Source organism: Stenotrophomonas sp. LGBM10, assembly GCF_046736075.1.
Classification (GTDB): Bacteria; Pseudomonadota; Gammaproteobacteria; order Xanthomonadales; family Xanthomonadaceae; genus Stenotrophomonas.
The window spans coordinates 1,011,189-1,032,612 of sequence record NZ_CP177163.1; the positions used below are offsets into that span (position 1 = coordinate 1,011,189).

16 protein-coding genes and 1 riboswitch are annotated in these 21,424 nt (G+C 68.5%); of the genes, 7 read left to right on the forward strand and 9 right to left on the reverse strand.

Features of this window, described 5'->3' with window-relative positions; translation table 11 throughout:
• Nucleotides 1-124: 124 nt before the first annotated feature.
• From ACLB90_RS04330 to ACLB90_RS04345, 4 genes are all read left to right on the forward strand, one after another.
• Nucleotides 125-1,831 (forward strand): ArnT family glycosyltransferase, encoded by a 1,707-nt coding sequence (locus tag ACLB90_RS04330; protein ID WP_411851772.1) that lies wholly within the window; start codon nucleotides 125-127, stop codon nucleotides 1,829-1,831.
• Nucleotides 1,832-1,941: 110 nt separating this feature from the next.
• Nucleotides 1,942-2,715, forward strand: a complete 774-nt coding sequence (locus ACLB90_RS04335) for a phosphatase PAP2 family protein (protein WP_411851773.1) — start codon at nucleotides 1,942-1,944, stop codon at nucleotides 2,713-2,715.
• Entirely contained in the window at nucleotides 2,712-4,364 is a 1,653-nt protein-coding gene (locus ACLB90_RS04340; RefSeq protein WP_411851774.1) for a phosphoethanolamine transferase, read from the forward strand. Before ACLB90_RS04335 ends, ACLB90_RS04340 begins: the two co-directional genes overlap by 4 nt.
• Nucleotides 4,365-4,461: 97 nt before the next feature.
• Nucleotides 4,462-6,459, forward strand: a complete 1,998-nt coding sequence (locus tag ACLB90_RS04345) for a M2 family metallopeptidase (RefSeq protein WP_411851775.1) — start codon at nucleotides 4,462-4,464, stop codon at nucleotides 6,457-6,459.
• Between the two features lie 723 nt (nucleotides 6,460-7,182).
• Here the strand turns inward: ACLB90_RS04345 and ACLB90_RS04350 are convergent.
• From ACLB90_RS04350 to ACLB90_RS04360, 3 genes are all read right to left on the reverse strand, one after another.
• Complete coding sequence (locus tag ACLB90_RS04350) at nucleotides 7,183-7,575, reverse strand: hypothetical protein (RefSeq protein ID WP_411851776.1); 393 nt, start codon at nucleotides 7,573-7,575, stop codon at nucleotides 7,183-7,185.
• An 80-nt stretch (nucleotides 7,576-7,655) separates the two neighbouring features.
• Nucleotides 7,656-8,549, reverse strand: a complete 894-nt coding sequence (locus ACLB90_RS04355; RefSeq protein WP_411851777.1) for a siderophore-interacting protein — start codon at nucleotides 8,547-8,549, stop codon at nucleotides 7,656-7,658.
• A gap of 165 nt (nucleotides 8,550-8,714) precedes the next feature.
• Nucleotides 8,715-9,938, reverse strand: a complete 1,224-nt coding sequence (locus ACLB90_RS04360) for a multidrug effflux MFS transporter (RefSeq protein ID WP_411851778.1) — start codon at nucleotides 9,936-9,938, stop codon at nucleotides 8,715-8,717.
• A gap of 293 nt (nucleotides 9,939-10,231) precedes the next feature.
• Nucleotides 10,232-10,333: riboswitch (glycine riboswitch) on the forward strand.
• An 83-nt stretch (nucleotides 10,334-10,416) separates the two neighbouring features.
• On the opposite strand from ACLB90_RS04360, the gene gcvP reads away from it, so the two are divergent.
• Nucleotides 10,417-13,296, forward strand: coding sequence for an aminomethyl-transferring glycine dehydrogenase (gene gcvP, locus ACLB90_RS04365; protein WP_411851779.1), 2,880 nt, complete (start codon nucleotides 10,417-10,419; stop codon nucleotides 13,294-13,296).
• Nucleotides 13,297-13,375: 79 nt separating this feature from the next.
• Here gcvP and ACLB90_RS04370 read toward each other — a convergent pair whose 3' ends face one another.
• Nucleotides 13,376-14,770, reverse strand: coding sequence for an amino acid permease (locus tag ACLB90_RS04370; protein ID WP_411851780.1), 1,395 nt, complete (start codon nucleotides 14,768-14,770; stop codon nucleotides 13,376-13,378).
• Between the two features lie 197 nt (nucleotides 14,771-14,967).
• Between ACLB90_RS04370 and ACLB90_RS04375 the strand changes: the two genes are divergently transcribed.
• Entirely contained in the window at nucleotides 14,968-15,768 is an 801-nt protein-coding gene (locus tag ACLB90_RS04375) for a class I SAM-dependent methyltransferase (RefSeq protein ID WP_411851781.1), read from the forward strand.
• A 30-nt stretch (nucleotides 15,769-15,798) separates the two neighbouring features.
• Here ACLB90_RS04375 and ACLB90_RS04380 read toward each other — a convergent pair whose 3' ends face one another.
• Nucleotides 15,799-16,509: a PAS domain-containing protein gene (locus ACLB90_RS04380; protein ID WP_411851782.1), complete on the reverse strand. Its 711-nt coding sequence runs from the start codon at nucleotides 16,507-16,509 to the stop codon at nucleotides 15,799-15,801.
• Nucleotides 16,510-16,653: 144 nt separating this feature from the next.
• On the opposite strand from ACLB90_RS04380, the gene ACLB90_RS04385 reads away from it, so the two are divergent.
• The gene (locus ACLB90_RS04385) at nucleotides 16,654-18,738 is read left to right on the forward strand and encodes a catalase (RefSeq protein WP_411851783.1); all 2,085 of its coding nucleotides are present in this window, start codon (nucleotides 16,654-16,656) and stop codon (nucleotides 18,736-18,738) included.
• Between the two features lie 43 nt (nucleotides 18,739-18,781).
• Here the strand turns inward: ACLB90_RS04385 and ACLB90_RS04390 are convergent, their stop codons facing one another.
• Genes ACLB90_RS04390 through ACLB90_RS04405 form a run of 4 tightly spaced genes read right to left on the reverse strand, consistent with a single transcriptional unit; the run spans nucleotide 18,782 to nucleotide 21,341 of the window.
• The gene (locus ACLB90_RS04390) at nucleotides 18,782-19,630 is read right to left on the reverse strand and encodes a hypothetical protein (protein WP_411851784.1); all 849 of its coding nucleotides are present in this window, start codon (nucleotides 19,628-19,630) and stop codon (nucleotides 18,782-18,784) included.
• Entirely contained in the window at nucleotides 19,627-20,406 is a 780-nt protein-coding gene (locus ACLB90_RS04395) for a hypothetical protein (protein WP_411851785.1), read from the reverse strand. Before ACLB90_RS04395 ends, ACLB90_RS04390 begins: the two co-directional genes overlap by 4 nt.
• 57 nt (nucleotides 20,407-20,463) lie before the next feature.
• Nucleotides 20,464-20,871, reverse strand: a complete 408-nt coding sequence (locus ACLB90_RS04400) for a hypothetical protein (RefSeq protein WP_411851786.1) — start codon at nucleotides 20,869-20,871, stop codon at nucleotides 20,464-20,466.
• A gap of 5 nt (nucleotides 20,872-20,876) precedes the next feature.
• Nucleotides 20,877-21,341 carry a GNAT family N-acetyltransferase gene (locus tag ACLB90_RS04405; RefSeq protein WP_411851787.1) on the reverse strand — a complete coding sequence of 155 codons (465 nt, stop codon included), beginning with the start codon at nucleotides 21,339-21,341 and terminating at the stop codon, nucleotides 20,877-20,879.
• Nucleotides 21,342-21,424 lie beyond the last annotated feature (83 nt).

The window sequence follows — 21,424 nt, forward strand, 5'->3', positions numbered from 1 at the left end:
CTCGTTGTGACGGACCACGGCATGGTAGCGGGAACCACGTCGGAATCCGGTCGCAATGCGGCGGGTTACGACGCTTTTCCCACGCTGTCGGGGAGACAGTGGCTGTTTGTTGTAGGGTCCGCGGATGCATCACACCTCACTTCCGGCACGCCTCTGGCGTCCCCTGGCCTGCGTGGCCATGCTGCTGGCCCTGGTGGCCGGCATCGGCCTGCGCCAGCCTTCCCCGCCGGATGAGCCGCGCTTCGTGCTGGCCGCCCGCGCGATGGTCGACACGGGGCAGTGGCTGCTGCCGCACCGGGGCAACGAGCTGTATGCGGAAAAGCCACCCGTGTTCATGTGGATGCAGGCCGCCAGCCACCAGCTGTTCGGCGGCTGGAACCTGGCCTTCCTGGTTCCGTCGCTGCTGGCGGCTCTGCTGACCCTGTGGCTGACCTGGGACCTTGCCCGGCGCCTGTGGAACCGTCGGATTGCCTGGTGGGCGGTGCTCGCCTTGTTCAGTTGCCTGCAGTTCGGGCTGATGGCCAAGCGCGCGCAGATCGACATGGTGCTGGTAGCGATGACCACGCTGGCCATGTGGGGCCTGCTGCGCCATCTGCTGGAAGGCCGCAACCTGACCGCACTGTGGATCGCCGGCATTGCCGCCGGCGTGGGCACGGTGACAAAGGGGGTGGGCTTCCTGCCGCTGCTGGTGCTGCTGCCGTGGGCGGCGTGGCGCTGGCGCAGCCGGGGGCTGGACCGTCCGGCCGTGCCGGCACGCACGCTGTGGTGGCTGTTGCCGGCCTTCCTGCTGGGCACGGCGGTGTGGCTGGCGCCCCTGGGCATCGCGCTGCTGAGCGACCCCGACCCAAGCCTGCACGCCTATGCGCGCGAGCTGCTGTTCAAGCAGACCGGCACCCGCTACGCCAATGCGTGGCACCACGTGCAGCCGGCCTGGTACTACCTGCAGGTGATGGCGACGCTGTGGCTGCCCGGCAGCCTGCTGCTGCCGGCGCTGCTGCCTGGCTGGTGGCGGCGCCTGAAGCGGCTGGACGGCCGCTACTGGCTGCTGCTGGGCTGGTGCCTGCTGGTGCTGGTGTTCTTCAGCGCCAGCCCGGGCAAGCGCGAGGTCTACATCTTCCCGATGCTGCCGCTGCTGTGCGTGGCCGCCGCGCCGCTGCTGCCCGGCCTGCTGCGCCGGGCCGGGCTGCGCTGGCTGCTGCTGGCCTATGTGGCGCTGCTGGCGATCGGCGCGCTGTACATCGCCGTGAACCTGCACGGCGGCAGCCCGTGGGCGCACGCGCAGCTGGCCCGGCGCGACATGCCCGACAGCCTGCTGCCGCTACTGGGCAACTGGCTGCTCGGCTTCGGCGTGGTGTTGGCGGGGCTGGTGGTGTGGCTGCGCCAGCGGCGCGCCGGCCTGCTGGTGGTGGTCACCGCATTCCTGCTCTGGAACCTTTACGGCTGGGGCCTGATGCCGGCGCTGGACCCGTACAGCTCGGCCTCGGCGCTGATGCAGCGGGTTGGCCAGCGGATCGGACCGGACGCCGAGCTGGGCCTGGTGGCCTGGCGCGAGCAGAACCTGCTGCAGGCCGACCGCAAGGTCGCCGTGTTCGGCTTCAAGCGCCCCTGGGACCAGCAGTGGCAGGATGCCGGCCCGTGGCTTGCGCAGGCGCCGCAGACCCGCTGGGTGCTGGTGCTGGACGAGGCAATGAGCCCCTGCGTGGACCGTGCCCAGGTGATCGACATCGGCAGCAGCAACCGCAACCGCTGGCAGCTGTTGCCCGGCACGGCGTGGCGCAGCGACTGCCGCGCGCACCTGCCCAGTGATGCCGCCGACCACGACACCGACTGAACGGATGACGCCTCCGGCCCCGATTTAACCCGGGGCCAACATTGCTCCGACCGCGCTCCGACACCGCGCTGATGACCATGACGCCGCATCCTTCACCGGCCCTCGCGCTCATGCCTCCTGCGTTTACCGCCTCCCTGCCCTACCCGCTTGCCGGCGCGCGCGCGTCGGCAGGCTTCCTTCGCCGCCATCTCTGGTACCCGCTGCTGGCCGCCCTGATCGTCAGCATGGTCCTGATGGGTGCCGGTGGCGACCAGTGGCTGGCCGACCAGTTCTATCGGCTGGAGGGCCAGCAGTGGGCCCTGCAGAACGCCTGGATCACCACGCATCTGGTGCATCGCGGCGGCAAGTGGGCCAGCAGCGTGGCGGCACTGATCGCCATCGTGGCGTGCTTCCATGCCTGGCGCCAACCGCGTCTGGCCCGCTGGCGCTGGCCCCTGCTGTATCTGGTGCTGTCGGTGGCGCTGGGAACCGGTGCGGTGTCGCTGCTGAAGTCATTGACCAACATGGACTGCCCGTGGGACCTGGCGCGCTACGGCGGCGCCCGCGAGTACATCGGCCTGTTCGCTTCACGGCCGCACGACATGGCGCGTGGCATCTGTTTTCCTGCCGGCCATTCCAGCGCCGGTTTCGCCTGGGTGGCGCTGTACTTCTTCGCGCTGATGGTCGTTCCGGCGTGGCGCTGGCGTGGTCTGGCGGTGGGGCTGGTGGCCGGAGCGACGTTCGGCCTGTCACAGCAGCTGCGGGGCGCGCACTTCATCTCGCACGACCTGTGGACCGTGACCACCTGCTGGATGGTGTCGCTGGGTCTCTACGTGGGTGTCCAGACCATCGCTGCGCGCCGCCATGCGCGCAGAACGCTCCAACTGCAGGGAGAGCAGGCATGAGTGCATCGGTTCCACGCGCGCAGCGTTTCCCGGCGCTGTCGCACCTGCTGGCCTGGCGCCCGCAGTGGTCCACCGAGACCCTGATCGCGGCGACCAGCCTGTTCTTCGCGGTCGCCTGCAATGGCCTGTTCTGGCACAGCGCAATGGCCACCCACCCCGGCAGCCTGCGCTTCGCGCTGTCGCTGCTGTTGTTCCTGGTCGGCGCCCATTGCCTGTTGATGGGGCTGCTGGTCTGGCGCTGGAATGCCAAAGTGGTGGTCGGCGTGCTGCTGGTCTGCACCGCGCTGGCCGCGCACTACATGGGCAGCTACCACATCTACCTGGATGCGGACATGCTGCGCAACGTGCTGGCCACCGACCACAAGGAGAGCCGCGAGCTGATGACCCCGGCGATGCTGCCGCCCTTGCTGCTGCTGGCAGCCCTGCCGATGGCGGTGGTGTGGCGGGTGCAGCTGATCCGGCGCAGCTGGGGCCGCACGCTGCTGTGGCGCGCCGGCTTCCTGCTGCTGTCGGCCGTGGTGGCGTTCGGCGGGGCGATGCTGTCGTTCCAGGAAATGTCGGCGTTGATGCGCAACCAGCGCGAGGTGCGTTACCTGGCCACGCCGGGCAATATCCTGCTCGGCCTGCCCAAGGCGCTGCGCGGCGACAACCCGATCCAGCGCGCGCCGAAGCTGCCGATCGGCACCGATGCCAAGGCCACGCCGCGCGCGGCCGGCAGCCGTCCGCGGCTGCTGGTGATCGTGATGGGCGAAACCGCGCGTGCGCAGAACTGGGGCCTCAACGGGTACGCCAAGCAGACCACGCCGGAACTGGCGCAGACCAGCGTCATCAACTTCCCGGACATGCATTCCTGCGGCACCAGCACCGAGGTATCGCTGCCCTGCCTGTTCTCGCCCTATGGCCGCCACGACTACGACGAGAAGAAGATCCGCGCGCACCAGTCGCTGCTGCACGTGCTTGATCGCGCCGGCATCGGCGTGCTGTGGCGCGACAACCAGTCCGGCTGCAAGGGCGTCTGCGAAGGCCTGGAGATGCAGGCGCTGGACGATGCCAAGCACCCGACCCTGTGCGCGAACGGGCGCTGCATGGACGAGATCCTGATCGACAATCTGGCCGCGCAGGTGCGTGCCAGGCCGGGCGACCGCGTGGTGGTGCTGCACCAGCTGGGCAACCACGGACCGAGCTACTACGAGCGCTACCCGGCCCGGTTCCGCCGCTTCGCGCCCACCTGCGACACGCCGGACCTGGGCAGGTGCAGCCGCGAGCAGATCACCAACAGCTACGACAACGCGCTGCTCTACACCGATCACCTGCTGTCGCGCACGATCGGTACGCTGCAGGGCATGGACGACTACGACACCGCGATGATCTACCTGTCCGATCATGGCGAATCGCTGGGCGAGAAGGGCCTGTACCTGCATGGCGTGCCGTATGCGATCGCCCCGCAGGAGCAGACCCGGGTGCCGATGACGATGTGGTTCTCGCCCGCGTTCGCCGCCAACCGGGGGCTGGACCTGGCCTGCGTGCGCAGGCGTGCCACCGCCTATGCCGACCACGACAACCTGTTCCCGTCGGTGCTGGGCCTGATGCAGGTCAGGACCGCGCTCTACGAACGCGACCGCGATCTGTTCGCCGCCTGCGAGTCGTGATGACGTTGAAATGGGCAGGGCGTGCTGCCCTGCCCCTTGCGGTGTGGCGGGCGCTTCACTAGCCTTCGGCGGTCTGTCACCACCCAAGGATGTCCCCGTGAACCACCGCCCGCTCCTGCTGGCCCTGGCTGTTGGTGCTGCCGCACTGACGCTGGCGGCCTGCCAGAAGGAACCGTCCCCGGCCGATGCGCCGGCGGCGGGCACCGCCACCCCGTCCGAGACCGCGGACCAGTTCGTTGCCCGGGTCAATGCCGAGTACAAGGCCATGTACCCGGAAATGACCTCGGCGCAGTGGCTGTCTTCGACCTACATCAACGACGACTCCGAGCGCGTGGCGGCCAAGGCCAACGAGCGCTGGCTGACCGTGCTGAACGGCTGGATCGCGCAGGCGGCCACGTTCGACGGCCAGCCGATGTCCGAGGACAGCAAGCGCGCCATCCACCTGCTCAAGCTGATGACCTCGATGCCGGCCCCGCGCGATCCGGCCAAGCTGTCCGAGCTGACCCGCATCGCCAGCCGCATGGAAGGCGCGTACGGCGCAGGCAAGTACTGCACCGACGCTGCCGACCCGGCAAGCTGCCGCCAGCTGGGCGATCTGGAACAGGTGCTGGCGCGCAGCCGCGACTACGACCAGCAGCTGGACGCCTGGCAGGGCTGGCACGGCACCACCAAGCCGATGCGCGCGGACTACCAGCGCTTCGTCGGCCTGGTCAACGAGGGCGCCAAGGAAATGGGCTTCGCCGATGCCGGCCAGATGTGGCGCAGCGGCTATGACATGCCGCCGGAGCAGATCGGTCCGGAAACCGACCGCCTGTGGGAGCAGGTCAAGCCGATGTACGAGCAGCTGCACTGCTACGCGCGTACCAAGCTGGACGCGACCTATGGCAAGGACAAGGCTGAAGTGGACGGCGGCCTGATCGCCGCGCACCTGCTCGGCAACATGTGGCAGCAGGACTGGTCCAACCTGTGGGACCAGCTGCAGCCCTACCCGGGCGCCGGCAGCCTGGACATCACTGCTGCGCTGGAAAAGCAGTACCAGACCAACCTGAGCGGCGCGCTGGCCAAGGCCGGCGGCAACAGTGCCAGCGTCGAAGCGCAGTTCAAGGCGCAGCGTGACGCCGAGCTGCGTACCGCCAAGCAGATGACCGAGCGCGCGCAGGACTTCTACGTGTCCCTCGGCATGCCGGCGCTGCCGAAGTCGTACTGGGACAAGACCCAGTTCATCAAGCCGCTGGACCGCGATGTGGTCTGCCATGCCAGCGCGTGGGACATGAACATGGACGGCGACGTGCGCACCAAGATGTGCATCAAGCCGAACGAAGAGACGTTCACCACGATCTACCACGAGCTGGGCCACATCTATTACGACCTGGCCTACAACCCGCTGCCGCCGCTGTTCCAGGGCGGGGCCAACGATGGCTTCCATGAGGCGATCGGCGACACCATCGTGCTGGCGATGACGCCGCAGTACCTCAACTCGATCGGCCTGGTCGACAAGCCGCAGGAAAGTCGCGAGGCGACCATCAACGCGCAGATGCGCATGGCCCTGAGCGGCGTGTCGTTCCTGCCGTTCGGCCTGATGATCGACCGCTGGCGCTGGGGCGTGTTCGACGGCTCGATCACGCCGGACCACTACAACCAGGCCTGGTGGGACCTGAAGGCCAAGTACCAGGGCGTGGCCCCGGCCAGCGCACGCGGTGAGGAGTTCTTCGATCCGGGCGCCAAGTACCACGTGCCGGGCAATACGCCGTACACGCGCTACTTCCTGGCGCGCATCCTGCAGTTCCAGTTCTACAAGGGCCTGTGCGACGCGGCCGGCTACAAGGGCCCGCTGCACCAGTGCAGCTTCTACGGCAACAAGGAAGCCGGGCAGAAGTTCTGGGCGATGCTGAGCAAGGGCGCCAGCCAGCCGTGGCAGGCCACGCTGAAGGAAATCACCGGCGGCGACAAGCTCGATGCCGGCCCGATGATCGAGTACTTCAGCCCGGTCAACGAGTGGCTGAAGCAGCAGAACCAGGGCCAGATGTGCGGTTGGCAGGCCCCTGCGGCCACCGCCGCGGCCAAGCCGGCAGCAGCGGCTCCCGCAGCCCACTGAGCAGCAATGCGATAAAAAAAGAACCGGCCGCAAGGCCGGTTTTTTTTGGTTCGTCTCCCGGTGACATCTGACAGCGGCTTCGTTCTGGCGCACCGCAGACGTTGGGGGCCCCGTTGCGACCGGCAGGCCCCTGGGCAAATGTCCCCCGGCCGCCGCCTGGCGGCGACGGCCTCCTCCTTTACTTTGCCCTGGGACCCGCCGGCCGCAACGTGGCTCGGCTTACGGTGAGCGCAGGAAAGCCAGACGCTTCTGAGGCGCCAGTGGCCTGGGCACGTGGGCGGCGATGCCCTTGTGGGCGAAGTAAAGGAGGAGGCGACGGCCGCAGGCCGACGCCGGGGGACATTCGCCGACAAGGGCATCGCCGCCCAGCGCTCGACCCGCCCGCCGCTGCGCCCGGAACCGTCCAGTGCGCGCTGCATGCGGCCTGGAATGCAGGCTCGCGGTGACATCTGACAGCGGCTCCGTTCTGGCGCACCGCAGACGTTGGGGGGCCCCCGTTGCGACCGGCTTACGGTAAGCGCAGGAAAGCCAGACGCTTCTGAGGCGCCAGTGGCCTGGATACGTGGGCGGCGATGCCCTTGTGGGCGAAGTAAAGGAGGAGGCGACGGCCGCAGGCCGACGCCGGGGGACATTCGCCTACAAGGGCATCGTCGCCCAGCGCTCGACCGACCCGCCGCCGCTGCACCTGGAACCGCCCAGAGCGCGCATTGTGCTGGCCGTTGCTCAGGCCTGCGCGGATGCCTTCAGGCTGGCGGCGAAGTCCAGCTTGTACTGGTCGAAATCCTTGCCGTCGGCCTTGGCCTCGGCATGGGCGGCATCCTTCAACGCGTCCGAGTACACCAGCCGCACAGGGGTGCCCTGGCGCTCGTGCAGTTCGGCGGCCTGCATGATCAGCGCCAGCACGCGCGCGGCACTCGCGGTCTGGCCGGCGATGCGGCCATCCATGCCCAGCACCCACTCGCCGTCGCGGCGCACGATCCCGGCCAGCAGCGTGCGTTGCTGGTCGCGCAGTTCGGCATGCGGCTCGACCGGGGAGGCCTGGGCCTGCTCACGGTTGGCGGCCTGGGTTTCGCGGCGCCGGCGGATGTCGCGGCGCAGTTTGGAGGTGGTCGACATCGGGGGACTTCCGGACTGCGTGAAAGCGCAAAGGATACCGCACGGGCCGCACGCGACCCGTGCCCACGCCCGCAGGCCGGTCAGTCCAGGACCTTGCCCTGCCGCCAGTAGCCCATGAACGTGACCGCGCGCTTGTCGATCCCGCACTCCTTCACCAGGTGGCGGCGGATCGCCATCACTGCCCCGGCCTCACCGGCCACCCAGGCGTACAGTCCCTGGCCGTCGGTGCTGGCCTGCTCCCAGAGGATGTCCTGGTCAATGTCGATGTCGGCCAGTTCCTGGTCGCCGGTACGCGGCCCGACCGGGCCGATCCGCGCACGGACCGCCTCCTGCAGCCGCTGGCCATGCGCGGCGCCGTCGCGCGCCAGCCAGAACAGCTGGGCGCCCGTCGGGGCCTGCAGCGGCAGCACGTCCGCTTCCTGCTCCACCTCCAGGAATGCCTGCACCTCCGGCGGCCGCGGCCACTGCGCCAGTGCCTCCAGGATCCCGGCTGCGGCCGGCAGCGCGGTGCCGTCGGCCACCAGCAGCACCCGCCGCACCTGCGCCGGCGGCTTCCATTCGTAGCCCTCGCTGCTGGCCTGCACCTGCGCATCCGGGGCGAGCAGACTGACCCGGTCGCCGATCCGCGCGTGGGTGGCCCAGCGCGATGCCGGACCGGTCTCGCCATGCAGCACGAAATCGACATCGACTTCGCCGGCCTCCGGGCGCAGCGCGCGGATCGTGTAGGTCCGCATCGGCGCCCGCTGGTCGTCGGGCAGCGCGCGGTACCGCGCATACCAGTCCTCGCCCTGCGGTACGACGGGCGCGGCCTGGCCGGGCAGCGGGAAGAACACCTTGATGCGCTGGTCCGGGCCCTCGGTCTTCATGTTCGCCACATCGGGCGCGGCGAAGACCAGCCGGGTCAGCGAAGGAGAAAGCGATACGCGCTGCTTGAGCGCGACATCGAACAGGCGGTAGGTCTGCTGTGCAGCCATGCAATCACCCTGAAGAGCGGCGGACGTGGGGGTCCGCAGGGGAACGTATTGGCTGTCGTAGGGAACGAACTGGCTGGCGAGCGCACAGGATACCCGGCACGCGCGGCCTGGCAATGCCGGCGACGCTACGGTTGCGTGCGACGCAACCGTGGCGTGCCGCCCGCGTCATTGCGGTGGCAGCAGGGCCTCGCGGCGACGCTCGCAATGCCGCTCCCAGTACCAGAATGTCGCACCGATGGCGAAGAAGCCGGCATAGCCCAGTGCCAGATGCAGCGGGTTGCCGCTGAGCATCGGCGACACCACGCCGGCGACAACGGTGTTGATCATCAACTGGATGAACATCTGCATCGACGAGGCCAGACCGCGCTGCTGCGGATACATGTCCAGCACCGCCAGCGCCAGGATCGGGAAGATCAGCGCCATGCCGACGCCACCGAGGAAGATCGGCAGCACCGCCCACGGCAGGGCAATCTGCGGCACCGACAGCACGTAGGCCAGATTGAGCAGCGCCGACAGCGCGCACAGGCCGAAGCCGATCGCGATCTGCCGCTGCGCCACCACCCGGCCGGCCATGCGCCCGGACAGGAACGACCCCATCGTCATGCCGCCGATGGTGGGAATGAACAGCCACGCGAAGCCGCCCTCGCCCAGCTTCAGGTGCTGCATCACGAACACCGGCGCCGAGGCGATGTACAGGAAGATGCCGGAGAAATTGAACGCGCCTGCGGCGGCCAGCCGCAGCAGCCGCGGGTGCGAGCCCATGCGCGCATAGCTGCGCAGCAGCGCGCGCATCGACAGCGGCGTGCGCGCCTGCACCGGGTGGGTTTCCGGCAGCCACTTGCCGGTGGCCAGCAGCAGCACCACCGCGAACACCACCAGGAACCAGAAGATCAGTGGCCAGTCGCCGCCGCCGAGCAGGATCCAGCCGCCGATGATCGGCGCGATCGCCGGGGCCACGCCGAAGATCATCGACACCTGGCTCATCAGCCGCTGCGCGTCCGCGCCGTGGTACAGATCGCGGATCACCGCGCGGCCCACGATCACGCCAACACCGGCGGTCACGCCCTGCAGGGCACGGAACACCAGCAGCGTGGTCATGTCGCGCGACAGCGCGCAGCCGACCGAGGCGGCAATGAACAGCACCAGCCCGCCGATGATCACCCGCTTGCGGCCGAACGCATCCGACAACGGGCCGTGCGCCAGGCTCATCAGGCCGTAGAACAGCAGGTACACGCTGATGGTCTGCTGCACCGCGACCTGGTCCACCTGCATGCGTTCGCCAAGCAGCAGGAAGGCCGGGAAGATGGTGTCGATCGAGAACGGACCGAACATCGCCAGGCCTGCGAGCAGCAGGGCCAGGCGGCGGGTCGAGGGCGAGGCGGGCGTCATGCGGTCTTCCGTCTGGGCCATGCGCGAACGCACGGCGGGCGCCAGCCCGGAACGGGCGGCGCCAGATGAATACGAGGATCCGGTGATGATAGGCCTTTGTGCCGCCGGGCACCATCGCTGCGGCGCCCCTCCCTGCGCCCATACCACCCCGTATTCATGTGGCGTAGGGACGCAGCGGATCAGGCCGCTGGGCTATAATCGCCGGGCTACATGGTGGGAGAAGCGGACAGTTGTTTGAATCAACCGCTGCCGAAGGCGCAACGCCCGTAATCGCTCAGGCCCGATACCACCCGCACCAAAACTCTGGAGAGACCGGCGAGTGCCGGCGCCGAAGGGGCACGAAGCACGCAGACGCGCGCTTTTAAACTCTCAGGCAAAAGGACAGAGGGGCACCCAGGAAGACCGCAGGGTCCGGTGGATCGCGCTTGTTCGCGCCACGGCCCGGCCGCCTTCCGAACGTGCGTGCCCACTCTTTTGGATGCCAGCCATGTCCCAGAACACTCCCTCCCTGCGCGAGCTTGAACACAGCCACGCGTTCGTCGAACGCCACATCGGCCCCAACGACGCCGAAATCGCGCAGATGCTCGACGTGGTTGGCCACGCCTCGCTGGACGCGCTGACCGATGCGATCGTCCCGGCCGGGATCAAGTCGCCGGCACCGCTGGCCCTGCCCGACTCGCTGACCGAAGTGCAGGCGCTGGCCAAGATCCGCGCCATCGCCGACAAGAACCAGGTGTTCCGCACCTTCATCGGCCAGGGCTACTACGGCACGCTCACCCCGAACGTGATCCTGCGCAACGTGCTGGAAAACCCGGCGTGGTACACCGCCTACACCCCGTACCAGGCCGAGATCTCGCAGGGCCGCATGGAAGCGCTGATCAACTTCCAGACCCTGTGCGCCGACCTGACCGGCATGGAAATCGCCAACGCCTCGCTGCTCGATGAGGCCACTGCGGCCGCCGAAGCGATGACGCTGGCCAAGCGCTCGGCCAAGTCCAAGTCCGACACCTTCTTCGTGCACGACGCCGTGCACCCGCAGACGCTGGAACTGCTGCGCACCCGCGCCGAACCGCTGGGCATCGTGCTGCGCGTGGGCACCCCGGCCGAGGCGCTGGAAGCGGAGGCCTACGGCGTGCTGCTGCAGTACCCGGACACCTTCGGCCATATCGGCGACTACAAGGCGCTGGCCGACGCCGTGCACGCCCGTGGCGGCCTGGTGGCCGTGGCCACCGACCTGCTCGCCCTGACCCTGATCGCCGCCCCCGGCGAATGGGGCGCGGACATCGTGGTCGGCAACTCGCAGCGCTTTGGCGTGCCGTTCGGTTTCGGCGGCCCGCACGCGGCGTTCATGGCCTGCCGCGATGCCTACAAGCGCTCGATGCCGGGTCGCCTGATCGGTGTTTCCGTCGATGCACAGGGCAATGCGGCCTACCGTTTGACCCTGCAGACCCGCGAGCAGCACATCCGCCGCGAGAAGGCCACCTCCAACATCTGTACCGCGCAGGTGCTGCTGGCGGTGATGGCCTCGATGTATGCCGTGTACCACGGCCCGGACGGCCTGACCCGCATCGCCCGCCGCACGCATCGCCTGGCCAGCATCCTGGCCGCCGCGCTGCGCGGCGCCGGCGTCAACGTCGGCGAACACTTCTTCGATACGCTGCACATCAAGGACATCGACGCCAAGGCGATCCACGCCAAGGCCGCCGCCGCCCGCATCAACCTGCGCGCGATCGACAGCGAAGCGGTCGGCATCAGCCTGGATGAAACCGCCACCCGCGCCGACATCGTCGCGCTCGGCCAGCTGTTCGGTGCCAACGTCGACGTGGACGCGCTCGACGCCGCCACCGCCGATGCACTGCCGGCCGGCCTGGTGCGCACCAGCGCGTTCCTGACCCACCCGGTGTTCAACACCCACCACAGCGAACACGAACTGCTGCGCTACCTGCGTTCGCTGGCGGACAAGGACCTGGCGATGGATCGCACCATGATCCCGCTGGGCAGCTGCACCATGAAGCTCAACGCCACCGCCGAGATGATTCCGGTGACCTGGCCGGAGTTCGCCAACATCCATCCGCTGGCCCCGGCCGACCAGGCCACCGGCTACAAGGAACTGATCGACGGCCTGGAAGCGATGCTGGTGGAGTGCACCGGCTACGACGCGGTCAGCCTGCAGCCGAACTCCGGCGCACAGGGCGAGTACGCCGGCCTGCTGGCGATCCGCGCCTACCACCGCTCGCGCGGCGATGACCACCGCGACGTGTGCCTGATCCCCGATTCGGCGCACGGCACCAACCCGGCCTCCGCGCAGATGTGCGGCATGAAGGTGGTGGTGACCAAGACCGATGCCAACGGCAACGTCGACCTCGAGGACATTCGTGTCAACGCGGAGAAGTACAGCGACCGCCTGGCCGCGCTGATGATCACCTACCCGTCCACGCACGGCGTGTTCGAGGAGGAGGTCGTCGAGATCTGCGAGATCATCCACAAGCACGGCGGCCAGGTGTACACCGACGGTGCCAACATGAACGCCCTGGTCGGCGTGGCCAAGCCCGGCAAGTGGGGCTCGGACGTGTCGCACCTGAACCTGCACAAGACCTTCTGCATTCCGCACGGCGGCGGCGGCCCGGGCGTGGGCCCGTGCGCGGTCAAATCGCACCTGGCACCGTTCCTGCCCAAGGTGCTGGGCGGCGAAGGCGATGTGGGCATGGTCAGCGCGGCCAGCTTCGGCAGCGCCTCGATCCTGCCGATCAGCTGGATGTACATCACCCTGATGGGCACCGCCGGCCTGCGCAAGGCGACCCAGGTCGCGCTGCTCAACGCCAACTACATCGCCAAGCGCCTGGCCCCGCACTTCAAGACCCTGTACACCGGCCGCAACGGGCTGGTGGCGCACGAGTGCATCCTGGACGTGCGCCCGCTGGAGAAGACCTCCGGCATCGCCGCCGAGGACGTGGCCAAGCGCCTGATCGACTTCGGCTTCCACGCCCCGACCCTGAGCTTCCCGGTCGCCGGCACGCTGATGGTGGAACCGACCGAAAGCGAATCGCTGCACGAACTGGATCGCTTCATCAACGCGATGATCCAGATCCGCGAGGAAATCGCCGCGATCGAAGACGGCCGTCTGGACCGCGAGGACAACCCGCTCAAGAACGCACCGCACACCGCCACGGCGGTGTCGGCCAGCGAGTGGTCGCACGCCTACCCGCGCGAACTGGCGGCGTTCCCGCTGGCCAGCCTGCGCCAGCAGAAGTACTGGCCGCCGGTGGCACGCGTGGACAACGTCTACGGCGACAAGAACGTGATGTGCGCCTGCATCCCGGTCGATGCGTACAAGGAAGACGAGGGCGTGGAGGTCTAAGCCTCCCTGCCCGGATGCAATGAAAAACGGCCCGCGCAAGCGGGCCGTTTCTGTTGTGGCGATGCCCCGGTCGTGCCGGTCAGTCGGCCGGGCGGTTGGCGCGCACGCGGCGTGCCACTTCGCTGCTGATCGCGATCACCGCGGTCAGCGCCGCCATCGACAGGAACTGCAGGCGGGTGTGCGCTTCGGACAGCAGCAGGCCGAAGATCAGCGCCAGCACGCCCAGGCCGAGCACGGTCAGGTACGGATAGCCCGCCATGCGGAACGGCAGGCGGGTGCCGTCACGGTTGGCGCGGTGGCGCAGGATCAGCTGCGACAGCAGCGAGATCGTCCACACCAGCAGGCAGGTCGAGCCAACGATGTTGAGCAGCACCGGCAGCACCCGCTCCGGGAACAGCAGTTCCATCACCGTGGCCGCGAAGCCAAACAGCACACTGGCCAGCACCGCGATGATGGGGACCTGGCGCGGATCGGTCCAGCCGAGCACGGCCGGCGCTTCGCGGCGCTGCGCCAGCGAGAACATCATGCGCGAGGCGCCATACAGATTGGCATTGAGCGCGGACAACAGCGCGATCACCGCAATCAGGGTGATGGCGGTGGCCGCACCGGGAATCTTGGCCACCTCCAGCACCGCCGCGAACGGCGACTTGAGCAGCTCGCTGGTCCACGGCACCACGGCGATGATCACGCTCAGCGAACCGATGTAGAACACCAGGATGCGCCAGGCCACGGTGCGGATCGCACGCGCGATGCTGCGTTCGGGGTCTTCGGTTTCCGCTGCGGCCACCGCCACGATTTCGGTGCCACCGAAGGCGAACACCACCACCAGCAATGCCGCGCCGACGCCCGCCAGCCCCTTGGGCGCGAAGCCGCCGTGGGCGGTGAAATTGCTCAGGCCCGGCGAGGTCACGTTGGGCAGCCAGCCCAGCAGCAGCGCCGCGCCGATCAGGATGAAGGCCACGATCGCCACCACCTTGAGGATGGCGAACCAGAACTCGAATTCGCCGAAATTCTTCACGCCCAGCAGGTTGATCGCGGTGAAGAACAGCATGAACGCCAGCGCCGCCATCGGCACCGGGATCGCGGGCCAGACCGTGGCCAGCAACCCCGCCGCACCGACCGCTTCGGCGGCGATCACGATCACCAGCTGCACCCACCACAGCCAGCCCACCGTGGCGCCGGCGGTGGCGCCCATCGCGTCGGCGGCGTACACCGAGAATGCGCCGCTGGTCGGCTTGGCCGCCGCCATTTCGCCCAGCGCATTCATCACGATGATCACCAGCGCACCGGCCACCAGGTACGACAGCAGCACCGCCGGCCCGGCGGCCTGCACGCCCACGCCGGAGCCGAGGAACAGGCCAGCGCCGATCGCGCTGCCCAGCCCCATCATGATCAGCTGGCGGGGTTTGAGCGCGTGGCCCAGACGGGCGTTGGCGGGAGAAGTGGCGGGAGCCGGAGTCGGAGATGCGGGCATCGGGATCGCTTGGCGGGCAACAAGTGCGACACGATACCGCGTCCGGCGACGCGACGGGATAGGCCGGAAGACCGGGCCGGCCGCCCATCGGCAGGCGCTGACCGGCGGCGGTACAGGGCCCAGGCGCGTTAAACTCGGCAGGTTCCTCATCGAGAGTCCGCATGCACGACGCCGTTCGACGCATTGCCCGGCAAGCAGTGTCATCCCTCCGCGCCCATGCCATCCCGGTCAAGGCGCCGACCCCGGAAAGGCCGGCCTGCAACATCTGCGGTTTCGCCCTTGCCGCGTCCCGCCAGGCGCTGTCGGATCGGGAGACGCGCAGTTGTACGGTATGCGGTTCGACCCTGCGCTTCCGTGCGCTGATGGCGGCCCTGCAATGCGAACTGGACGGCGACGGCCAGATCCGCGTGCTGGAGCGCATCCCGAAGCGCCGTTCCATCACCGGGCTGGGGATGAGCGATGCGCCGGTCTATGCGAGCGCGCTGAACCGCAAATACGACTACACCAATACCTTCTTCCATACCGAGCCGCTGCTGGACATCCGCGCACCGGCCGCGCACTACCTGGGCAGGCACGACTTCGTGGTCAGTTCCGATGTGCTCGAGCATGTGGATGGCCCCTGCCTGCGGGCGCTGCAGAACCTGCGTGCCGTGCTCAAACCCGGTGGCCTGCTTGCACTGACCGTGCCGTACGGCGTCCAGGACACCACCCTGGAGCACTACCCGGACCTGCACGAGTACCGCATCGAAGGGCAAGGCGCGGATCGCATCCTGGTCAACGTCACCGCCGACGGCAGGGAGCAGCGCTTCTCCAACCTGTGCTTCCACGGGGGCGATGGCTCGACCCTGGAACTGAGGGTGTATGCCTACCGTGACCTGATCCGCTGGCTGGGCGAAGCAGGCTTCACCGATATCCGGCTGCATGATGCCGAGCACCCCCAGTGGGGCATCATCCATCAGCACCAACTCGGCCTGCCGATCACCGCAAGGGCGGTCTGACCGCCGCTTCCAGTGGCCGCGGCGGCGGGCTCAGCCCTCGCCGCGTTCGCCGATCTGGGCGCGGTAGCCGCGCGGCGACACCCCCACCTCGGCCTTGAACTTGCGCGTGAACGCGCTCTGGTCGGTGAAGCCGCAGGCCTGGCCGATGCTGGCGATGGTGTCCGGACCATGCAGCAGATGCACCGCCATCTGGATGCGCAGGCGGGTCAGCACCTGCTGCGGGGTCATCTGGAACACCTTGCGGAACGTGCGTTCGAGCTTGGACAGCGAGAAGCCGGTGATGTCCAGCAGCGTCTGCATCCGCACGTTCTCGGCGTAATGCGCATTCAGATGCGCCAGCGCCAGGCGCAGCTGCTCGTACTGGGTACCCAGGCTGTCCTTCTGGCCCAGGTCGCGCGAAATCCCGATCAGCCCCTGCACCTGCCCGTCCACCAGCAGCGGACGCTTGCAGGTCAGGCACCAGCCCGGCTCACGGTTGGCGAACAGGTGGAGTTCCATCAGGTTCTCGATCGCCTTGCCGGCCAGCACCTGTTCGTCCTGGGAGGCGTAGTCGGCGCCCAGCCCGGTCGGGTAGATCTCCGCGGCGGTGCGGCCGATCACCTCCTTGCGCGATTTCAGCCCCAACCGCCGCAGCATCGTCTGGTTGATGTGCGTGTAGCGGCCCTGGCGGTCCTTCATGAAGAACAACACGTCCGGGATCGCGTCGAACAGGGCTTCGATGTCGGCGGGTTCAACGCGCATGGCACGGCAGGCTGGGAAGGAACACGCGCCAAGGATACCCGGCGCGTGAAGCGCGGGTGCATGCCCCGCCTCTTTTTCGCACTGCTGGTTAACGCCCGGGTTGCCAGTGTGAGGCGTTGCCCCACCGCCAGCCCGGAGTGCCTCATGGCCACCAGCAAGCCCCGCAAGCCCGCCCCTCCCTCGACCGATACGCGCGGCGCAGGCGATGAACTCCACCAGCGCGCGGGCGGCAGCCATCCCACGCTGACCACCGCGCAGGGCATTCCGGTCGCCGACAACCAGAATTCGCTGCGTGCCACGCCACGCGGGCCGACGCTGCTGGAAGATTTCATCCTGCGCGAGAAGATCACCCACTTCGACCACGAACGCATTCCCGAACGCATCGTGCACGCCCGCGGCAGTGCGGCCCACGGCTACTTCGAACTGACCCGTTCGCTGGGCGACTACACCCGCGCGCGGGTGCTGAGCGAGGTGGGCGTACGCACGCCGGTGTTTACCCGTTTTTCCACCGTGGCCGGTGGCGCCGGCTCGGTGGACACGCCGCGCGACGTGCGCGGTTTCGCGGTCAAGTTCTACACCCGCGAAGGCAACTGGGACCTGGTCGGCAACAACATCCCGGTGTTCTTCATCCAGGACGCGATCAAGTTCCCCGACCTGATCCATGCGGTGAAGATGGAACCGGATCGCGCCTTCCCGCAGGCAGCCAGCGCGCATGACACGTTCTGGGACTTCATCTCGCTGATGCCCGAATCGATGCACATGATCATGTGGGCGATGAGCGACCGCGCCATCCCACGCTCGCTGCGCATGATCGAGGGCTTCGGCATCCACAGCTTCCGCCTGCTCAACGATGCCGGCGAGTCCACGTTCGTCAAGTTCCATTGGCGTCCCAAGCTGGGGCTGCAGTCCACGGTGTGGGATGAAGCGGTCAAGCTGCAGGGCGCGGACAACGACTTCCACCGGCGCGACCTGTTCGAGTCGATCAGCGCCGGCGACTTCCCCGAGTGGGAACTGGCGGTGCAGCTGTTCACCGAGGAGGAGGCCGATGCGTTCCCGTTCGACCACCTCGACCCGACCAAGATCATTCCGGAGTCGCTGGTGCCGTTGACGGTGATCGGGCGCATGGTGCTGGACCGGTGGCCGGACAACTTCTTCGCGGAAACCGAGCAGGTGGCGTATTGCCCGGCGAACGTGCCGCCGGGCATCGACTTCAGCAACGACCCGCTGCTGCAGGGCCGCCTGTTCTCCTACCTGGATACGCAGCTGAGCCGGCTGGGTGGCCCGAACTTCCACCAGATTCCGATCAACACCCCGAAATGCCCGTTCGCCAACCACCAGCGCGACGGGCATATGCAGATGGCCGTACCCAAGGGCCGGGTGGCGTACGAGCCGAGCTCGCTGCAGGAGGACAGCCCGCGCGAAAGCGCTGACGGGTTCCCCAGCCATGCCACCGCGCCGGATGATGGCCGCAAGGGCCGCGTGCGTGCCGAGAGTTTTGCCGACCACTACAGCCAGGCGCGGATGTTCTTCCGCAGCCTGGAAGCGCCGGAGCAGGCGCATCTCGCCTCGGCGCTGGTGTTCGAACTGTCCAAGGTGGAGACGGCCCGCATCCGCGACCGCACGGTAAGCCACCTGCGCAACATCGACGACGGGCTGGCCAAGCGGGTCGCGGCCGGCCTTGGGATGCCAAGCCTGCCCGACCCCGCCGCCACGGCAACGCCCGCACAGGACCTTCCCGCTGCGCCCGAAGTACGTGTGATCGGCCGTAACCGGGACATCCTCAAGGGACGCTGCATCGGCATCCTGTTCGACCAGGGCTCCGATGCCGGCGTGATCAATGCCCTGCGCAAGGCAGCGGCCAAGGCGGGGGCCAGCATCAAACTGGTGGCACCGAAGATCGGCGGTGGAGCGCTCAGCGATGGCAAGCTGCAGCCGGCCGATGGCCAGCTCGCCGGCACGCCCTCGGTGGTGTTCGATGCCGTGGCGGTGGTGCTCAGCGCCGACGCGGCCAAGCGCCTGTCGAAGGAGTCGGCGGCCATCGACTTTGTGGCCGATGCCTGGGCCCACCTGAAGGCCATCGCCGCCGATGAAGGGGCCCAGGCGCTGCTCAAGGCGGCGCGCGTGGGCAACGATGCCGGCGTGGTCGAGGCCGAGGATACGGCCGGCTTCATCGCCGCTGCCGCCACCCGCCAGTGGGCGCGCGAACCCAAGGTGCGCACCCTGGCCTAGCGCGGGAGGCCGCTGCGACGGCCTGTTGCCGTCGCAGCGCGGATCACCGCGCCGCGGGCAGTGCCTTGTTGTTGCACGCCAGCCCGCCGGCCGACAGCGCTTCGATGCGCAGGCACCCCTGCAGGCGTTCGATCTGGTCAGGGGCCACGGCCACGAAGTCCATGCCGTTGAAGTACACGCACCAGCGGCTGCCGCACTCGAGCAGCATCGCGTCCTGCGCGGGGTGCGGCGGCGTTTTCAGATGGACCAGGGTGAACGCCCGCTTCTGGTTGTCCGGCGCGCTCCACAGGCGATAGCGCTGGTCGGTCTGCCGGGCCAGCTGCGTGCCTGCCACGTGGCCCCATACCGGAGCCAGCACCAGCACCACCCAGCCGACGAGCAGCAGACCGAACCACCTGACGCGGCGATCCAGCGTATCTGTAACGGCCATCACCCGGCCGAACTCACGCCGGCTCAGCCAGCGTTCGCCGCGGACCTCACGCCGCAGCCTGCGCCGCGCAATCCGCAGCCGCGCCCGCTGGCGACGCAGCCAGGGCTGGCGGCGGACGCGCACCAGCCAAGCAACGCAAATGAGGGTGCCCATGCCGAGGACCACTCCCAGCACCGCGGCGACAACCAGCAGCACCGGCAAGGGCATCGACAGGCCGGTATCCGGAAGCAGCTTCATGCTCTCGGCGGCCGTATACCAGACCACCTGGAACCCGCGATACACCAGCCCTTCGACGCCGCGATCCACCAGACCGTCGCCAAGCCCCAGGCCAGCCCAGTACGCCGCCTCGCAGGTACGCCCCAGCAGATACGCGCCCGGCAGCAGCACCACCAGCACCTTGCCCAGTCCATCCAGCCACCCCCACAACGGCGGCCGTGAACGACGCGACCCTGGCGCGCTCATCGCGCCGCAGGCGCCGGTTTGGGCGCGGCAACGGCCTTGGGCACCACCACGGCCGCCTGCATGCGCTTGATCGCCGAGATCGGCACGGCCTCCGCGCGATGCTGTTGCGGCCACCACAGGAACACGAACGCGCTGCTGCTGCCGAGCAGACGTGCGTCGCCCTTCAGGGCGGCCGCATCGCCAGTGAGCTGGACGGTTACTCTGTTGCCCCGCCCTTCGTTGCGGATGCCTTCGGCCTTGTCCAGCGAATAGATCGCCGCGCCCAGCGCCATGAAGAACGCCACCGCCGTGCACAACCCGGTCAACGGACGCATGCCGGAAACATCCCAACTGGTCAGCGGCGTACGCGAGAACACTATCCGCCAGCCCCAATGCCGCGCACGCAGCGCCTCCACCTTGGCCGGGTTGCGCCGGCGCAGCGTATCCGGCCAGCCCACCACGATGGCCAGTGCGATACCGCCGCCGAGGATCACGGCGTACGCCGGATCGCGCAGCCCTGCCACCAGAAAATCGCTGATCTGCAGGTAATCGAGAATCGACAGTTCAAAGCGCAGATAGAAGAAGTAGCTCGACCACAGGCCCAGCAGCGACAGCAGCACGTAACCGGCGCTGACAATCAGGGCCGGTTCCTGCCGCAGCAGCCGCCACAGCACCATCACCACCGAGTCTTCGCTGCCGTGCACCACCGGCAGCACCGACCAGTCGGTCGGCGCCTCGCCCGGCGGCGCGATGGCCGGCATGTCGCCGTCGGTGCGGCCCTGATCCCTGTTGTCCATGTCGCCCCCTGTCCAGCGCAGAGCATCGCTGAAAAGCCGCGCCGTGGGTAGCCTGCGCTACGCCGCGACGTGGCGCCGGATGGCCGCCTGCAGCTCGACGTCGGTCAGGGCCATCGCTGCACCGAATCCGGCGTCGGCCACCGGCTGTGCTCCGAGGCGATCGCCGTCGCGGTAGCGAAGCTGCGATCCACCACACTGCGGGCAGCGCAGGCCGTGCACCAGCCGCTGGCCCTCGATGGGATTGGCCAGCGCCGCCAGCACCGGCCAGAAGCGTGCGTCCGCGCCGTCCGGCAACAGGGCCGCCACGCGCTGGGGCAACGCATCGAAGGCGTTCGCCACCGCGAAATGCCGGCCATCGGCGCTGCACAGCAGTGCCTCGCCATACACATGGTCACCCAGCGCGGGATGCGCGAACACGTGTCCACAGGTGGCACAGCAGCCCTCCAGCAACGCGAGCGTCCGCATCCGGATCACTCCACCGGTGCCGCGACGTCGTGCGGCTTGTGCATGGGCTGGTAGACCAGACCGGATGCCGTGGCCACCTCACCCGCGCAGACGAACCCGTAGCGGGCATAGGCAGGCACCGAGGTCAGCGACGCACTGACGGTGATCAGCGGTGCACGCGCATGCGCCAACAGGGCGGTCATCAACGCGCGGCCGATACCGCGCTGCTGGCCGTCCGGCGCCACGAACAGCATCGCCACGTGCCGCCCTTCCTTGAGTTCGGCCACGCCACGTATCGCGCCCGCGTCGACTGCGACCAGGAGGATGTTGTCGCCCTGCAGGCGGATGGCGAACGCGGCGGCCGAGGCGACGCCGGCGAAGGTGGCGATGCCCTGCGCGGACAGCGTCGGGGCCACGGCAACGGTGAACGCGTCCAGGCAGACAGCGCTGGCGGCGTGGACGTCGTCGGGCGTCATGCGGCGGATGGTCATGGACAATCTGGAGCAGCAAGGGGGCCTGCCACGGTACTGGAACCGGGTGGCGCACGCGAACTGCATGCGCGGCACCGCCCTGC

Coding starts and splice junctions, on each gene's coding strand:
- ACLB90_RS04350 (WP_411851776.1), bottom strand. CDS start 7,575: ATGTCGACCACCTCCAAACTGCGCCGCGACATCCGCCGGCGCCGCGAA.
- ACLB90_RS04355 (WP_411851777.1), bottom strand. CDS start 8,549: ATGGCTGCACAGCAGACCTACCGCCTGTTCGATGTCGCGCTCAAGCAG.
- ACLB90_RS04405 (WP_411851787.1), bottom strand. CDS start 21,341: ATGACCATCCGCCGCATGACGCCCGACGACGTCCACGCCGCCAGCGCT.
- gcvP (WP_411851779.1), top strand. CDS start 10,417: ATGCCAGCCATGTCCCAGAACACTCCCTCCCTGCGCGAGCTTGAACAC.
- ACLB90_RS04340 (WP_411851774.1), top strand. CDS start 2,712: ATGAGTGCATCGGTTCCACGCGCGCAGCGTTTCCCGGCGCTGTCGCAC.
- ACLB90_RS04360 (WP_411851778.1), bottom strand. CDS start 9,938: ATGACGCCCGCCTCGCCCTCGACCCGCCGCCTGGCCCTGCTGCTCGCA.
- ACLB90_RS04335 (WP_411851773.1), top strand. CDS start 1,942: ATGCCTCCTGCGTTTACCGCCTCCCTGCCCTACCCGCTTGCCGGCGCG.
- ACLB90_RS04380 (WP_411851782.1), bottom strand. CDS start 16,509: ATGCGCGTTGAACCCGCCGACATCGAAGCCCTGTTCGACGCGATCCCG.
- ACLB90_RS04330 (WP_411851772.1), top strand. CDS start 125: ATGCATCACACCTCACTTCCGGCACGCCTCTGGCGTCCCCTGGCCTGC.
- ACLB90_RS04400 (WP_411851786.1), bottom strand. CDS start 20,871: ATGCGGACGCTCGCGTTGCTGGAGGGCTGCTGTGCCACCTGTGGACAC.
- ACLB90_RS04390 (WP_411851784.1), bottom strand. CDS start 19,630: ATGAGCGCGCCAGGGTCGCGTCGTTCACGGCCGCCGTTGTGGGGGTGG.
- ACLB90_RS04385 (WP_411851783.1), top strand. CDS start 16,654: ATGGCCACCAGCAAGCCCCGCAAGCCCGCCCCTCCCTCGACCGATACG.
- ACLB90_RS04370 (WP_411851780.1), bottom strand. CDS start 14,770: ATGCCCGCATCTCCGACTCCGGCTCCCGCCACTTCTCCCGCCAACGCC.
- ACLB90_RS04395 (WP_411851785.1), bottom strand. CDS start 20,406: ATGGACAACAGGGATCAGGGCCGCACCGACGGCGACATGCCGGCCATC.